The following is a 15869-nucleotide window of genomic DNA, read 5'->3' as shown; positions in this document are numbered from 1 at the left end:
CGATTGGCTGGATGAGCCAAATTTCGCGTGTGAGCGCAGTTTTCAGCTTTGTTTTTGGCAGTTTAAGCGACCAATTTCCTGATCGTTCTACGTATGCAATAAATACATCAATGATTGGCCAATACGCTGCCAGCCTGCGAGCAACCAATGAATTCACATGTTTGCGTATAGCGAATTAAATCGGAACCTTTAACTTTCTTCGGCCATATTCACTGCTAAACCACAGAGCACCAAATCCAATTCCGTATCAGACCCTATAGTATGAAATTGCCCTATTACGGATTAAAGCGCTTTAGCGCCAAAAAAGGCATGACGGTCTACTCTCAGTTTTTCACGTGAGCTTTGGTAAAGATTAAATACCTCTGTCTCGCTATTCTGCAAGATAATTCCAGCGTTAAAAATGATAAGTTAAATTTTAATCAACCTAATTAATTTAATGGTTTTAAAGGAGAATATCTGAGGTAAAATTTATCGATGACAGATGTAGGGTCCAGCCCGACTAATCTGGCCAAGTGAATAAATTCGATGATGTCCAACCTTCTCTCACCGTTTTCGGCTTTGGCGACGAAAGACTGAGGGCGGCCGAGTGCTACCGATAGCTGAACTTGAGTGATTCCACGCGCTTTCCTTGCGTTTTTAAGCATTGCAATCATTAACTGGTAGTCATCTGAGTAGATGGAAGTCATGCAAGTAATAACCTTTTATAAATTATCCTAATATTGCTTACAGGTTGGAAATCCGTCTTGCCCAATATTAGGCCTTCCGCTATCTCGACTTTCAGTCCAGGGATATTCTCGAGGCGTTCGAGATTGCATCGTACTGTAATAACCCGAGTTATTCAGGAATAGTATGGGATCCGAGCCACTCAATATCGCGAAGGACAGCCTTGTCTTTAGTCATTCGCTGATCATGAAACTGCCAGCTGTACATCGTCGTGGCGTAGCAGTCATTGGTGAAATCCTGTAACTCTTTCGCCAACGCAGGGTTGTGAATACGGGAATGCTGCACCTGAAATCTCAACTGTCGGAAATCCGGACGGCAGGGAATCGTCACTACCGCCGCCTGGGTAATCCCTTTGGAAAGTTTATGCAGCAAAAACCACCAGATAGGGATTTTGGCTGTTTGTCCGTTCATGCTGGTCACGATGTTTCCGTAACCCGTATCTTGAGGTGGCTTTGGGGCCCACCGTCAGCAGCTGGACGCCCTCACAGTGGCCGTTAACTCAGCCACTGTGAAGAAGTTACCGCACGCGCTCAACGAACAATTCTTTTTGAATTGACAATAAAAAAACATCATAAGAGTGGCGTTAGATTTTCGCGAGGAAAGTCAGTTGTGTTGAAGCGGATCACCTACTCCTTTTGCGCCGCGGAGCAGGCCTTCTGTACTCAAGTCTTCATCAAGCTCCGGCCAGTGAATCCCCTGACCGGCACTGGAAAGCTCCCAATGATTACGCTGGTCAGAAGTACCCGAAGCAAGGCGAGGAAACCACGCAACAGGGACAGAGATAGTTCGTCCGTCCATCAAATCAACAGACAATAAATCATCGTCAATTTTAACGTTCATAACCCGCAAGTCATTTTCTTTACACAAAGTAAGCATCCCATGCCTCCTGTAATAAAGTTCGATTTTCCGACACCATGCGTACAAGTATTCAAAGTTCACGCGGTAAAAAAACTACATTACTCGCAACACTGAACTTATGTAACCAAATTTTAGCCGTTGCGCTGTCTTTATCAACGTGGAGATGCGCAGGCTTATTAGGTTCGTGACTATAAAAGAAAATGCGGAAGCCGCCGACCCTCAATATGGTTGGCAAAAATGTGTTCCTTCACTGGTAGATTTGTTGAAAAAACCTTTATCATCGTCGGATGCTCTAAGGCTAAACAGGGTTACCGCCACTATGGCATCCTATTTCAGGTTTAAAGGATATTACGACCGCCAAAAAGCATCTCTAAGCTCGCTGAAACTTTGGTGCAACCACCCAAAGGCGCTTCTTACTGGTTGCTGAAGCATTTTGTTAATGTCGAAGGACAACCAATTAACTTTTGTATTTTGAGCGGCTAAATAACACAGTCACGGGGTTCTGATTCAATTGGGAGTTAGCTTAGCAAAAAGTTGCAAGATAAACATTAGTAGTTCAATTAGTGGTTAACTGTTATTTGGCAATTTTATGTTTTTTTATTGGCGGCTTCATTTTTAACTTCAATATTAATTAATCCACGGCAGGTAGGATAATTGATACACTTCCAAAATTTACGGTTCTCTTTTTTATTGAAGCTTTTTTTCATGTCCCCCTTACAGTAAGCACATAAAGACTTAGTCGATATCGTCAGATGCATTATGGGTAACAGCGCTTTGCAGACCGGCCTTGCGTTTATTATTCCTTCGCTGGCCATTTTTGCCGGAACGCAGTTCGGAGCCCGACTTGCAAATGGCCTGCCGATGCGCACGGTATTACTGGCCGGATTTGTTGCTGGAATTGCGGGTACGCTGGCACTGGTGCCAGCAGCCTTTTCAGGTGCATCGTATGCGACCATTTTGCCCGGGCTAGTCATCTCAGGAACAGGCAGGGGATTGTCTGGACGGCAATGTGGATAGCTTCTGGTTCAGGGGTAAAGCATAACGAACAGGGGATCACTTCGGGCATGGCTTCTACAACGCTAAATATGGGTAATGCTTTGCTGATAGCCCTATCCGCAAGCGGGGCCGAAATCCTGCAGCAGGAAACGTCTGTGAGCAGTCTCGAAAATGCCCTACAGCCCGCTTTTTATCTGGCTACAGCCGGGCAGGTTGCAGGCCTACTTGTCTCCCGACTTTTACCTCGCAGAGGGGCAACTGGTTTATCAGCAGAAACCACATAACTGAAAATCAGTTTTCTCATGTAAATGCTTGCGGATGAAAAGAAGCATAATAAAGATCTGCTGCAAAGCAGATCTTTCTGTTATCGGTCCGAAGTGGGTGCATAAAAATCTTAAGTTACTGCTGTGTCGGCCTGTATATGAATGTCCGCTCTTGGCACATAGCAGCCCTCAATGGACGCTGAAATAGCATCACATAGAGCAAAAATCTCCTGTTAAGCATGGGTGGGCACTTAGCAAATGGTCATGAATTCATGGCTCAACCCTGGCCCCAGTCCTGAAGGCATGCTTCTTTGCGTAATAAGCTATAACGTACGCAACACTCATCAACCCGAGGATAACCCAGGGAAACGATATGGCTCCGATATTGTCGAGGAGCAGGCCTCCAACGACACCGCCGCTGGCAATGGCCAGATTCCATGCGGTAGTCACCATCGCCTGAACGACATCGACATGACTGCCTGCCGAATCGGCCGCCGCGGTCTGCATCTGAGTTGACGCCCCCCAAATGAACCGCCCCACACCATAACGGCCACAAAGACAACGACCTGCTCCCGCATGCCTGCGACCAAAATCAGAGAAACTGCAGCCAGCGCCGCAAGGCTGAACAGAACCAGATTTCGCAGATGGCGGTCGACCAGCGCTCCAGTAATCCAGATGCCGACCAGCGCTGACAGCCCGAAGACAAGCAGGATGAGCCCGACGTAGGCGGTCAGGCCAGACAGGCCAAGGAATGGACCAATATACGTATAAAGAATATTGTGTGCCGTCATCCAGAGAAAGATGACCGCCAGTACCGGACATATCCCGGGCAGAAGAAACACTCTCCAGACCGGCAGACGGCGTTCAGCCCGCTGTCCCGGCAAGTCAGGAACCGCAACCAGTGTCCAGATAAACAAAATGACCGCCAGTGCGGCCATGAGCCCAAACGGAACTCTCCATCCCAATATGCCGCCCAGCCATGCTCCCGCGGGCGTTCCCAGTGACAGGGCGACCGGTATTCCCACCATGGCCACCGCCAGAGCGCGACCCTGCAAATCAGAAGAAACAAGGCGGCGTGCGTACCCTGCCAGTATTCCCCATGCCAGACCCGCAGCCACACCCGACATAAACCGGGCCGAGAGCGTCAGCCAGTAATTGGCGGAAAAGGTCGTAATGGCGTTGAAAATCAGAAACGTACCGATGGCAAGCAACAGCACTTTTTTACGACGCCATCCACTGGTCAGCACGGTTAACGGAATTGCCGCAAGCAGCGAGCCAAGTGCATAGATACTTACCAGCTGACCCGCCATCACTTGCGAGACGCCAAGGCCCTTTCCGATTTCAGGAAGGAGGCCCGCCGGAAGTGTCTCTGTCAGAATGGCTATAAAGCCGGTCATGGCAAATGCCAGTAAGGAAGACAGGGGCAGTCCTCGTTGTTTTGTCATCTCATGTAATGCTGTATCGGCGTGCACGGTGCATCCTTTTTAAGTGAGTAAAGTGGCTCGTCAGCGCGGGGTGTCAAACAATCACTGACATCTATACTGATTGGTACATATATCAAAAACTATAGACCGGCCTGAAAGTTGTCAAGCACATCTGTATCGATTAGTATTTATGTCCAGTTAGCAAAATCGGGAAATAATATGGCTCAGATGGGGCGTCCCCGTTCGTTCGACCGGGACGAAGGGATTCGACAGGCTATGTATCTCTTTTGGCAGTATGGCTACGAGTCCACTTCACTTGCCCTGCTCAAGGCGAACCTTGGCAACGGTATCACCGCGCCCAGCTTTTATGCGGCATTTGGTTCAAAAGAGGCCCTGTTTGAAGAGGTTGTCGAATGCTATATGTCGTCCTATGGTCAGGTTAACGATTGCCTGTGGGATGACACGCTCAGCCCGCGCAAGGCTGCAGAACAGGCGTTGCGCAGTTCGGCTCGAATGCAGACGGAACAAGGGCATCCCAGTGGCTGCCTTATCGCGCTATCCGTTAACACCTGTTCGCCCGGACACGAGCATATCCGCAGGATTCTTGCAGAGCGACGCGCACGCACGCGAGAGGGATTTTTGCGATGCGTTTTGAGGGCAAAAGACATCGGGGAACTGGCCGCCGACACCGACGCGCATGCGCTGGCCATGCATCTTCACAGCTTTGAAATCGGCCTGTCAACGGAGGCGCGCGATGGGGTAACCGGCGAAGCCCTCGATGCTGCAGTCTCGATGGCAATGAGACTCTGGGATGCGAACATTCACTAGTTCCCTAAGTAATGGCATTACCCAACGCCCTGCGGCGCAAGGCGGACTGACAGTTTGGTGTCAATTTCGGCCCCCTTCTTTCAGAACCGTTATGACTCGGGCCGACATAGCGGTGTGCAACGCGTAGTTGTTGCTGAACATGACCACCAGACGCTATTACGCAAAAACCAGCAGCAATGCCCGCGACCCCACAGATATAACCAGCATAAAAAGTATGGGGAGTCGAATTGCACATAGGAGAGCAATAAACATGGCAATGGCAAATCCATAGGCATCGACGTTGCCCAGTACCGGACCCTAGAGCCCAAGTGATGGAAAACCCAATTCAGATGGGATAATACGGGAGGCATAGTCGCTGGAAAAAAGGTAAGTCCAGGACAGATGTATTCTCTTTTTACCATCGTACGCTGGGTAAGATGTAAAAAGTCGGCGGAGGAAAATATAGTCTATTAATTGATAACGATAATTTTATCGAAGCAAGCGGGTTTTTTAAATGAGCATTACTTGATTGATCTCGTTATTTAATAAAGAATTAATAAAAATCTCTTTGTATAGAATTAAGAAGATAAGGCCATCTGAAAGATGGCCTATCCTACTGCTTAACAACGATGGTGAAAATGGCTTGCTCAGAACCAATTCACAGAACGAAATATAACATTGTTTATCACATGAAACCGCTCACCTTTGGTAAGAGTTTTGAAAAAACCTTGCAGCGTTTTTTAGACAACATACCATGAAGATATTTAGTTGCTTATCATCTTACTCTATCAATTCTTGGCAGTTACTGAAAATCACACACACCCCATCGTAAGCGTATTGTACACATTCATCAGCTAATGATTTTGTTACTAAGAACTTCATAATGATTTCGTGAAAATAACGTTCGGTAATTGTAATTAAATAGCAAAGCTTTCAATACTGGAAAACCTTTTAGATAATGTAGAGTCATCTGAAATAATAAAATTAATCTTTTACTCAGCCTAGTGCCTGCGGTATCAGCCTACTACCCTTTAGATGATGATGAAATGCATATTAAAAACATAAACCGAATACTGATAGCTCTCTTAATGACGACATCCCAGACAGGCTATGCTGAAGACAGCTTTGTCATAAAGAATATCAAGATAGAAGGCTTACAAAGGATCCCTCTCCAGACTGCATTGCAGCAGGTGCCGCTGCGTATCGGTGATGCTGCAGACTCTGAAAGGATACAGAACAGTATTCGAGCCCTATTTTCTACCAATAACTATGATAACGTCCAGATTTTAAAAGATGATGCGACAATTATCATCAAACTTAGCGAGCGCCCCCTCATCGCAGGGATCTCTTTTTCTGGGAACCAAGGCACTTAAAGAAGAACAATTGAATCAAAATCTGGAAGCTTCTGGCGTTAAAGTCGGTGAGCCATTAGATAGAACAACCGTTTCAGCATTGGAGAAAGGACTTCAGGATTTTTATAACAGTGCGGGAAAATACAGCGCCCAAGTCTCTGCCATTGTCACTCCGCTACCCAATAATCGCGTAGACTTGAAATTTGTATTCAATGAAGGTAAAACAGCAAAAATACAGCAAATTAACATTCTAGGTAATCATGTTTTTAGTACTGAACAGCTTACCTCCCTGTTACAGCTTCGGGACCATGTTGCCTGGTGGAACGTTGTCAGCGATAAAAAGTTTCAACAACAAAAATTATCCCGTGATGTCGACACCCTTCGTGATTATTATTTCAACAGAGGCTATGCGCGTTTTAATATCGACTCCTCGCAGGTAAGCTTAACACCGGATAAAAAAGGGACATTCATCACTCTCAACGTACATGAGGGGGAAAAATATACCGTTAACGGCATCATAATTAATGGAGATATGGCCGGACATGCAAATTTTGTTAATGATGTCAGCCACCATCTGGTGAGTAAAACCTATAATGCGCAGCAGATAACACAGACAGAAGAAGATATTAAGAAATATTTCGGTCGGTATGGGTATGCCTATCCCAAGGTCACTTTTCAACCGGAATTCGACGATATTTCGAAAACTATACGACTGCATCTCAACGTCGAAGCGGGTAGCCGTTATTACGTTCGTCAAATTCGATTCGAAGGAAATACGACTTCGCGAGATGAAGTGCTTCGTCGTGAAATGCGCCAGATGGAAGGCTCGTGGTTGGGCAGCGATAAACTCGATCAGGGTAAAGAACGTCTCAACCGTACTGGCTACTTTGAAAGCGTTGACGTAGAGACCCAGCCTGTTGCGGGATCAAAAGATCAGGTTGATGTCGTCTATAAAGTCAAAGAGCGTAATACGGGTACTTTTAATATTGGAGTTGGCTACGGCTCGGACAGCGGCGTCACCTTCACGCTGGGCATCAGTCAAGATAACTGGTTAGGGACCGGTTACAGTCTCGGATTTACGGGAACAAAGAGCAGCTATCAAACTCTTGTTCAGGTATCTGCGACAAATCCCTACTTCACGACCGACGGCGTAAGCCTCGGGGGAAAGTTTTTTATAACGACTACAATGCGGGAGACAACGGTCTGGCAGAATATAATCAGAAAAGTCTAGGTATGGGGTCCAGCCTAAGTTTTCCGGTTAGCGAGAAAAATGCTGTCAGCGTCGGGCTCGATTACGTTTATAACAAGATTTCCGACATGACTCCTCAGGTAGCCACCTGGAACTATCTCAATTCTCAGGGAGTGTATCCCGACGTGACCACCCGCACCGTTGATGATGACGGTACCAGCAATACCTCGTTCGTTGCCAATGACGTGTTCGCCAGCATTGGCTGGAGTTACAGTTCTCTGGACCGCGGTTACTTCCCAACCTCCGGAGTTTCTGCCTCTTTCAATACTAAAGTGACCCTTCCAGGCTCAACCAACAGTTATTACAAAAGCACGCTGAATGCCAACGGATATTTGCCCCTCGATCACGATCATCAATGGGTCTTGATGGGTAGAGCCAAGGCAGGGTATGCGGACGGTTTAGGAGGAAGCGCCGTACCCTTCTACGATAACTTTTATGCCGGGGGTTCCACCAGTGTTCGCGGTTTCTCGTCAAACACCATTGGTCCAAAGGCGGCATATTACCGTTGTAACGGCTCCGAAAGTCACTACGCTAGTTGTCCAGTGGTTACTTCAGATGATGCGACGGGCGGGAATGCCATGGCCATCGCCAGTGCCGAGTTGATCGTGCCAACACCCTTTGTAGGCGAGCGCTATAAAAATTCTTTACGTACATCGGTTTTTGTCGATTCAGGCACGGTCTGGGATACAAGCTGGCACAATACGACAGAAACTCTCGCCGCAGGTATCCCCGATTACAGCGACCCATACAAGATCCGTGTATCATCTGGCATTGCACTACAATGGCAGTCCCCGCTTGGCCCACTTTCCTTTTCCTACGCCCAGCCTCTGAAAAAGTATTCGGGTGACAGTGCTGAACAGTTCCAGTTCAATATTGGGAAAACCTGGTAATGAGTTTTCATTCAGAACCTCCTGCGGGAGGTTCTACTAAACTATGAGTGACTAGCCTATGAAGAATGCTTTCGTCATACCCGGCGTTAAATATGCTCGCCGCAACCTTAACGCCTCTTCTCGCACATAGCGGACTGCGCTTTACGCAAACGTCCGCTTTGTGCCAAAAGCAGCCATTGACCCACTCATGATGGCTCGCCGAGATTATCCTTCGAAGACTGAGTAAGGTTAATTACGATTTGGGCGGGTTGCGAAGAAGACAACTGCGGCTCCGAGAGCGACGATGAGCGTATCTTCAATTATGCCACTCTTGGTCTGCCCTATTTCTGCCATGGCTTTTTTGCGTGCCGCAAGCGTGGCATAGGCAAGTGGCACAGCGGCAGAGACAGCGATCGCTGCCCCGGTTTTTCTTCCCCGCGTGGTGCCAGTGCGGCACCCGCAATCCCTGCACTGGCCACACGCGCTGACAAGCCCAACAACACGGTGCGGTCTGGCGCTGACTTCATCTTATCGCCAAACAACTCACCGACACCCATCGCTAGCGCGCCGTATTTAAATAACGGGCGGTTGAGCAATAACAGACTGCCCGAGGTGTCGCGCCGGGCAAGACGTGCAGCGGCGAGGGCCGCCATCGGCGTCATGGAGCGGCAACTGGCGACAAGGCCAATGAGGGCGGAATAGGCAAACTTAGTTATTTTCATTAATCATCTCCCGGATAAACCGAAGTTTATTATTTTAAGCTTTATGGGGGGCAAGAAGCAGGAACACGTTGTTTCATTAACGCATTTACACGGTGACGTAATTTAGACGCCTTTCCTTTGAACGCTGAGTTGCATCTTGCAATGCCACAAGGATTTTGTAGGCGATGCACATCTTATTTTATTGGCAGATTGAAAATGTTGATGATGGCGCGACCTCCCGGGCAAATGACCAATGGAATAGTCAGTATAGATGAACTGTTTGAGATAGCAGAAATGACGGAAATGGGAGGCTCAAGAATAGGAGCCGCACTTAATGGCCGAGCCAAACCTTAGCGATAATCATCTGGGAGTAAAGCCGTCAAGAGGTGCGGCTACGTGCTGACTCCATTTACTGGCATGACCGTTCACCAGGAAAACTCATGCCAAACGTCCACTTTTTGTCAGAAGCGGACGTTGCTGACATCGGCCTGTTTATTCTGCGGGGAGCAGGTCAAAAAGACATTAATTCACTCAACAGCCAGGCCTTGTTTTACCCAAACTGCTTACCAGAACGCATCGCTGTCATTAAATAGAACACGAGGCAACTCAAGCTATTTCCAGGTGTTGTTTACGTTGACGGGAATATTCTGCATCCACCGCTTCGAGCAGTTCCCGTGTGTAAGGGTGTTGGGGGCGGTTCCAGACAGTTTCCACCTCTCCGGATTCCACAATTTTACCCTTTTGCATTACAAGCACGCGATCTGCCATATAGCGCACCACATCGAGATTGTGCGAAATAAACAGGTAGCTCAGCCCGAATTCGTGTTTCATTTCCAGCAAGAGATTCAGGATTTGCGCCTGAATGGAGACGTCGAGTGCTGACACGGCTTCATCACAAATGATCAGCTCCGGTTGGGTTATCAAAGCCCGCGCAATGCCAATACGTTGACGCTGCCCGCCTGAAAACTCGTGTGCAAAACGATTAAGACTGTTTTGCGGAAGGCCTACGCGGTCCACCATAAAAGCAATCCGTTGTTTTCGCTGTGTTTTATCTTTGACACCACTGACTTTCAACACCCTATCGAGGATCCCGCCTACCGTCTGCCTTGGATTTAGAGAGGCAAAGGGGTCCTGAAAAATCATCTGCACTTTGCTGCGCAGCGCTCCCAGCTGCGATTCTTTCAGGCCAACAGTATCTATGCCGTTTAGTCGAATGTGTCCGCTGTCAGGATTAACCAGATGCAAGATAGCGCGAGACAGGGTCGATTTCCCACACCCGGACTCGCCCACCAACCCCAGTGTCTCTCCTTTGAATAAATCGAAAGAAACATCGCTCACCGCATCAATCCTCTGGCCGCCTTGCGTATACGAAACGTTAACTTCCTGTGCGGAGAGTATCGGCTGTGATGGCGCGGTATGCGCCAGAGGCGGGAAGCGCAGCGTGGGAGGGGTATACAGTGAAAACGACCGCTCACTCTGTCCTTGTAGAGTACGAATTTCTGTCAGTCTACGTTGCCGATAGTGCACGTCGTGCTGGCTATGTAATGACGCGGCCAATAGCCCCCGCGTATATTCATGCCGGGGCTCGGCAAACAGCTCGCGGGTATGATTTTGCTCAAGCTTGCGGCCACCGTGCATCACGGCAACTTCATCAGCCCATCGTGACATCAGGCCTAAATCGTGACTTATCATCAATACGCTCATCGACATCGATTTTCGTAAATCATCGATGAGTGCCATGATTTTTCCCTGAACGGTCACATCCAGGGCGGTGGTCGGTTCGTCGGCGATAAGCAGTTTTGGCTCACACGCCACGGCCATGGCAATCATCACCCTTTGCCTCTGGCCGCCTGAAAGCTGATGTGGATAATAATCGACACGCTTATCTGGATTGGGAAGTTCCACCCTATCAAGAAGTTCGATAGCTCTTGTTCTGGCCATACGACCCGATAATCCGAGATGCTCGTGGAGCGTTTCGATAATCTGCTGACCCACGGTTTGTACGGGATTCAATGAGGTCATAGGCTCCTGAAACACCATGGCAATCTCGTTACCGCGTAATGCCCGTAGTTTTCGCGAAGACAGCGTCAGAAGATTTTGCCCTTCATAGGTCATCGTACCGCTGACTTGCGCGTAGGCCGGCAGCAGCCCGAGGATTGACAGTGCGGTAGCCGATTTACCGCAGCCCGACTCCCCCACCAGCGCCAGCATTTTTCCACGTGCCAATGTCAGACTGAGACCGTCGACCGCCCGATGCTGACCAAAGCGCACGCCCAGTTCCTGAATCGATAATAATGGGTTCATTTAGCGTTCCCTTAACCGTGTATTGAAAGCGTCGTTTAATGCGTCGCCCAGCAGATTGAGTCCCAAAATGGTCATTACCAGCGCCAGCCCCGGTTCTGCGGTCAGATACCAGGCGCTGCGCAGCATTTCTCTTCCGCTGCCAATAAGAAAACCCCAACTCACCTTGTTGGGGTCACCAAGGCCCAGAAAGGATAAAGCCGATTCCATTAAAATGGCTGAGGCGACCATCACCGAAGAGGTGACGATAATTGCGGGCAACGCATTGGGGAGGATTTCCTGAAAAATTATTCGCCATGACGAAAAATCTTGCGTGCGTGCCGCCAGCACAAACTCGGCATTACGCAGGGAACGAAATTCGGCTCGCACCAGTCTCGCCACGGTGGGCCATGAGGTGATCCCTATCGACAGGGCAATGAGTGTTACCGAGGGAGTTGAAATGGCCAGCAGGATAATCACCAGCAAAAAGGCGGGCATGGTCTGGAACAATACGGTAATGCGCACAAGAACATTGTCGGTAATGCCGCCAAAATAGCCGCCGATGCTGCCAATCAAAATGCCTATGACCAGCCCGATAACGGTCGCGCTGACCCCAATCAGCAGTGAGACGCGAGCGCCGTGGAAGATACCGGCAATCACATCCCGCCCCATTGCATCGGTTCCCAATGGATAAGCCGCATCCGTTCCGGGAGTCAGGAGTGGAGTCGCAACCATATCCAGCGGATCACCCGGATAGATCCAGGGCGCCAGTAACGCCATCAGAATGACTGTCAGCAGGATGAGCAGTCCCACCACGCCGGCAGGGTTACGCAGCAACTGCCGCAAAGCGCCGGATGGACGGCCCGGAGAGGTAGCAGTAGATTCAGGAATAATCGTCATATCAACGCACCTTGATTCGCGGGTCAAGCCAGGTATGGATCAGGTCCACTAAAAAATTAGCCACCAGTACCAGCAATGACGAGAAGAACAGTATTCCCAGTAGTACATTGACGTCGCGCGCCATGACTGCATCCAGTGCCAGACGACCTAATCCCGGCCAGGCAAATACCGTTTCAATCACCGCCGCGCCGCTTAGCATGGTAGCAATATGCAGCCCCGCCACCGTGACAACGGGAATAAGCGCGCAGCGCAACACATGGCGCACCGTGACGCGCAGGGGAGATATTCCCTTGGCTCTGGCGGTGCGCACGAAATCCTGATGGGTAATTTCCAGCATCGAAGCCCGTGTCAGTCGTGAATAGATGGCAATAAAGAAACTGGCGAGAGAGAAAACCGGCAAAATAGCATGGAGGACACTGTCTTTGAGGGTTCCCCAAAATGACAACTGGGCACCGATAGTGATATTTCCTCCGCTTGGCAACCATCCTAATTCCACGGAAAAGAGTACCAACAGCATGAGACCAATCCAGAAACCAGGCAGGGAATACAGCAGCAGGGTAAATAGGGACAAAAAGCGGTCAGGCCATTTACCGACAAATAATGCCATCACCACGCCAAATACCACCCCGAAAGTCAGGGCAACGACCTGTGCGGCCACCATTAATCCCAGCGTGGCAGGCAGACGCGAAAAAATGAGCTCTGTTACGGGGGCATTAAATCGCGGGGAAAAACCAAGATTGCCCTGTAGTACATGAACAAACCACCTGATAAATTGCTGCCATGCCGGAAGGTTAAGCCCATACTGATCTCGCATCAGTGCCATCGACGCGGCGCTGGCACCTCCAGACTCGCCTGCCATCACGTCGACCGCATCGCCCGGGATTAAGTGGAGGATAATAAACATGATAAGCAGGATACCGAGCAAGGTCGGGATCACCTGCAATAAAGTACGCCCGAGCAGCGCCAGCAGCCAGTGCCGTTTTTCCAACATAATTTTGTGACCGGTAGAATAAAAGTAGAGTGAAAAAGACTACCAGCCCAAAAGATCCAGGCTTAATGCTTAATCTCGCTTTGCATATATCAGTTATTCACTATTCACGCGCCCTTCTTGAATTAAATATCGTCATTTGATTTACGACCGCCGAAATGTTTTAGCAATTTAATCTTGATAAAGATAATTTGGCTTAAGCCGTCCATTAACACTAAAACGCATTCTTTTAGTCATTATCCTGCTTTGCAAACCCGAAAAAATCAGTAGTCAGTCTTGTAAATATTCCCGTTAACTGGATGTTGAATTAACTCTTGATTAGGGCCTGAGAATGTCTGGAACGGAGCACTCCTTTACAGGAACACAGAAACAGAAACACCGTCTGGCGGTAGACGTTGGCGGCACCTTTACTGACGTCGTGCTTATTAGCGGGGTAAATCAGTTTTCCTCCAAGGTATTAACCAGCGCCGATGCGCCAGAGCGCGCCGTACTTGATGGCATGGAAAATGTATTGCGTGACGCCGCGCTGCAATTCGCCGATGTGGATTTACTGATCCTCGGCACAACGCTTGCGACCAATGCATTAATCGAACGTAAAGGGGCCAAAACCGCATTGGTCACCACTGCCGGCTTTCGGGACCTGGTAGAAATTGGTCAGGAAGACAGGTTTGCCCAATACGACGTTTTCCTTCAAAAACCGCTGCCACTGGTTGAACGCCAATGGCGTTTTGGTATTGAAGAACGCATCGATGCACAGGGAAAAGTCAGAATCGAGCTAAACGAGCAGCAGGTGCATAACCTGGCCGACGAACTGGAAGAACCTGGGCATTGAAAGTGTGGCCATCGGTTATCTGCAGAGCTTTGTGAATCCGCACCATGAAAAACGTACCGCTGAAATCCTGCGCGCCAGACTTCCGGGAGTGACGTTTTCCCTGTCTTGCGACGTGTGCCCTGAAATTCGCGAGTATGAACGTCTCTCCACCGTATGCGCCAATGCCTATGTACAGCCGCTGGTTGCAGGGTATCTTTCCCGGCTGCGCCATCAACTCGGTCTTCGGGGACTGCGTGTCCCGCCCTTCTTGATGACCTCCGGTGGAGGCATTACCACCTTGGAAACCGGCATTGACGAACCGGTACGGCTGGTCGAATCCGGGCCGGCAGGCGGTGCCATTCTCGCCAGCAATATCGCCACCCAACTTGGACTGGAAAAAGTGTTGTCCTTCGATATGGGGGGACGACGGCAAAAATCTGCTTTATCGATCAGTTTCAGCCGCAGATCTCGCGCAGTTTTGAATTCGGTCGCGTCCACCGCCATCAGAAAGGTTCCGGCCTGCCTATCCGTATACCGGTAATCGATCTGGTCGAGATTGGTGCAGGCGGCGGGTCCATTGCACGTATCGACAATCTCTCGCGTTTACAGGTGGGTCCGGACAGTGCCGGTTCCGCGCCGGGACCGGTGAGCTATAATCTTGGCGGGCAAAACGTCACCATTACCGATGCCAACGCGCAATTGGGTTTGCTGGATCCCGCGGCCTTTGCCGACGGCAAGGTCGAACTTAATGTCGCGTTGGCTGCCGCCGCGCTTCGGCAACAGGTTGCCGCCCCGCTTGGGCTTGGCGTTGACCACGCTGCCCTGGCGGTAACTGAAATCATCGCCGAGAACATGGCTAATGCGGCGCGTGTTCACGCCAGCGAGTCCGGTAAGGCAGTGGAAGACTACACCCTGATTGCCTTTGGTGGTGCCGCCCCTTTGCATGCCGCCCGTCTTGCCGCCAAACTCGGGATAAAGAAGGTAGTTATTCCGCACGCTGCGGGTGTCGGTTCGGCATTGGGCTTTCTGTGGGCACCGGTTGCCTATCAGGCTGTTCGCAGTTTTTATCAACGACTGGATAAGCTGGACTTTGATGCCGTGGGGGCCTTGCTGTCGGAACTGAGCCAACAAGTGCGCCAGGTCGTGGAACAAGCCGATGCCCATGCCCCCATCAATATTCAGCGCAGCGTGTATTTACGCTATTCCGGTCAGGGCCACGAAGTTCCTGTTGCCCTCGACGACGGCGAGGTGAATGCTCAATCCCTGGAAGCATTGCATCGGCGTTTTACCCTTGCCTATCGCCAACTGTATGGCCGCAGTCTGGATCACGTCGCGGTTGAAGCGATTAGCTGGACGGTGACCGCAAGCACACCGGCGCCCGATATCAATACGTCTTCCTCAACACCTCGACCTGACCTCGGCCCTGACACCCCTTTACCTCGGCGCGACGTGTTTTCCGCACGTCAGCAACAGCGCATCCGCGTGCCGGTCTACCGTCGCGAGCAACTTTCAACGGTGACCGCTGCCTCCGGCCCGCTGCTGGTCGTTGAAACCGAAACCAGTACCTGGGTAGACGAAGGCTTTTCGGCAAAGGTTACTGCCGAGGGCCATCTCATATTGCAACAGAACAACGCGGCACAAGGATAAC

General features: G+C 49.9%; 11 protein-coding genes and 4 pseudogenes. 5 read left to right on the top strand and 10 right to left on the bottom strand.

Annotated elements, in window-relative coordinates; genetic code table 11:
- Positions 1-428 precede the first annotated feature (428 nt).
- The 6 genes and pseudogenes from O1V66_RS05205 to O1V66_RS05180 form a co-directional block, all read right to left on the bottom strand.
- Positions 429-686, bottom strand: coding sequence for a helix-turn-helix domain-containing protein (locus O1V66_RS05205; RefSeq protein ID WP_045048158.1), 258 nt, complete (start codon positions 684-686; stop codon positions 429-431).
- A 30-nt stretch (positions 687-716) separates the two neighbouring features.
- A pseudogene (locus O1V66_RS05200) lies at positions 717-1185 on the bottom strand (conjugal transfer protein TraG N-terminal domain-containing protein); the annotation flags it as partial.
- Between the two features lie 141 nt (positions 1186-1326).
- Positions 1327-1599 (bottom strand): DUF2442 domain-containing protein, encoded by a 273-nt coding sequence (locus O1V66_RS05195; protein ID WP_045048160.1) that lies wholly within the window; start codon positions 1597-1599, stop codon positions 1327-1329.
- A gap of 52 nt (positions 1600-1651) precedes the next feature.
- Positions 1652-1804, bottom strand: a complete 153-nt coding sequence (locus O1V66_RS05190; protein WP_241481421.1) for a DUF4160 domain-containing protein — start codon at positions 1802-1804, stop codon at positions 1652-1654.
- A gap of 364 nt (positions 1805-2168) precedes the next feature.
- Positions 2169-2537 (bottom strand): hypothetical protein, encoded by a 369-nt coding sequence (locus O1V66_RS05185; RefSeq protein WP_160292254.1) that lies wholly within the window; start codon positions 2535-2537, stop codon positions 2169-2171.
- Positions 2538-3110: 573 nt separating this feature from the next.
- Positions 3111-4285, bottom strand: a pseudogene (locus tag O1V66_RS05180) (MFS transporter).
- Positions 4286-4483: 198 nt separating this feature from the next.
- Between O1V66_RS05180 and O1V66_RS05175 the strand changes: the two are divergent.
- Together O1V66_RS05175 and bamA are read left to right on the top strand one after the other, a co-directional pair.
- Positions 4484-5092: a TetR/AcrR family transcriptional regulator gene (locus O1V66_RS05175; RefSeq protein ID WP_045048162.1), complete on the top strand. Its 609-nt coding sequence runs from the start codon at positions 4484-4486 to the stop codon at positions 5090-5092.
- Positions 5093-6117: 1025 nt separating this feature from the next.
- A pseudogene (gene bamA / locus O1V66_RS05170) lies at positions 6118-8562 on the top strand (outer membrane protein assembly factor BamA).
- A 320-nt stretch (positions 8563-8882) separates the two neighbouring features.
- On the opposite strand, the gene O1V66_RS05165 reads toward bamA, so the two are convergent.
- Positions 8883-9263 carry a hypothetical protein gene (locus O1V66_RS05165; protein WP_269128177.1) on the bottom strand — a complete coding sequence of 127 codons (381 nt, stop codon included), beginning with the start codon at positions 9261-9263 and terminating at the stop codon, positions 8883-8885.
- A gap of 419 nt (positions 9264-9682) precedes the next feature.
- On the opposite strand from O1V66_RS05165, the gene O1V66_RS05160 reads away from it, so the two are divergent.
- A complete protein-coding gene (locus O1V66_RS05160) occupies positions 9683-9835 on the top strand; it encodes a hypothetical protein (protein WP_160292255.1) in 153 nt (50 codons plus the stop codon).
- Positions 9836-9848: 13 nt separating this feature from the next.
- Here O1V66_RS05160 and O1V66_RS05155 read toward each other — a convergent pair whose 3' ends face one another.
- The 3 genes from O1V66_RS05155 to O1V66_RS05145 are packed head-to-tail and all read right to left on the bottom strand — an operon-like array spanning position 9849 to position 13413.
- On the bottom strand, positions 9849-11546 hold the full coding sequence (locus O1V66_RS05155) for an ABC transporter ATP-binding protein (RefSeq protein ID WP_045048165.1): 1698 nt from the start codon (positions 11544-11546) through the stop codon (positions 9849-9851).
- Positions 11547-12422 carry an ABC transporter permease gene (locus O1V66_RS05150; protein WP_045048166.1) on the bottom strand — a complete coding sequence of 292 codons (876 nt, stop codon included), beginning with the start codon at positions 12420-12422 and terminating at the stop codon, positions 11547-11549. It lies immediately after the preceding gene.
- Position 12423: 1 nt separating this feature from the next.
- Positions 12424-13413: an ABC transporter permease gene (locus tag O1V66_RS05145; protein ID WP_045048167.1), complete on the bottom strand. Its 990-nt coding sequence runs from the start codon at positions 13411-13413 to the stop codon at positions 12424-12426.
- A gap of 328 nt (positions 13414-13741) precedes the next feature.
- Between O1V66_RS05145 and O1V66_RS05140 the strand changes: the two genes are divergently transcribed.
- Positions 13742-14242, top strand: coding sequence for a hydantoinase/oxoprolinase N-terminal domain-containing protein (locus O1V66_RS05140; RefSeq protein WP_269128176.1), 501 nt, complete (start codon positions 13742-13744; stop codon positions 14240-14242).
- 4 nt (positions 14243-14246) lie between these two features.
- Positions 14247-15868: pseudogene (locus O1V66_RS05130) on the top strand (hydantoinase/oxoprolinase family protein).
- The last annotated feature ends 1 nt before the right edge of the window (position 15869 follow it).

The sequence above is a fragment of the Rouxiella chamberiensis genome, assembly GCF_026967475.1.
Taxonomy (GTDB): domain Bacteria; phylum Pseudomonadota; class Gammaproteobacteria; order Enterobacterales; family Enterobacteriaceae; genus Rouxiella; species Rouxiella chamberiensis.
This window is presented reverse-complemented; position numbering and strand designations above follow the sequence as displayed.

Coding starts and splice junctions, on each gene's coding strand:
- O1V66_RS05150 (WP_045048166.1), bottom strand. CDS start 12,422: ATGACGATTATTCCTGAATCTACTGCTACCTCTCCGGGCCGTCCATCC.
- O1V66_RS05160 (WP_160292255.1), top strand. CDS start 9,683: ATGCCAAACGTCCACTTTTTGTCAGAAGCGGACGTTGCTGACATCGGC.
- O1V66_RS05165 (WP_269128177.1), bottom strand. CDS start 9,263: ATGAAAATAACTAAGTTTGCCTATTCCGCCCTCATTGGCCTTGTCGCC.
- O1V66_RS05195 (WP_045048160.1), bottom strand. CDS start 1,599: ATGCTTACTTTGTGTAAAGAAAATGACTTGCGGGTTATGAACGTTAAA.
- O1V66_RS05185 (WP_160292254.1), bottom strand. CDS start 2,537: ATGGTCGCATACGATGCACCTGAAAAGGCTGCTGGCACCAGTGCCAGC.
- O1V66_RS05155 (WP_045048165.1), bottom strand. CDS start 11,546: ATGAACCCATTATTATCGATTCAGGAACTGGGCGTGCGCTTTGGTCAG.
- O1V66_RS05175 (WP_045048162.1), top strand. CDS start 4,484: ATGGCTCAGATGGGGCGTCCCCGTTCGTTCGACCGGGACGAAGGGATT.
- O1V66_RS05205 (WP_045048158.1), bottom strand. CDS start 686: ATGACTTCCATCTACTCAGATGACTACCAGTTAATGATTGCAATGCTT.
- O1V66_RS05140 (WP_269128176.1), top strand. CDS start 13,742: ATGTCTGGAACGGAGCACTCCTTTACAGGAACACAGAAACAGAAACAC.
- O1V66_RS05145 (WP_045048167.1), bottom strand. CDS start 13,413: ATGTTGGAAAAACGGCACTGGCTGCTGGCGCTGCTCGGGCGTACTTTA.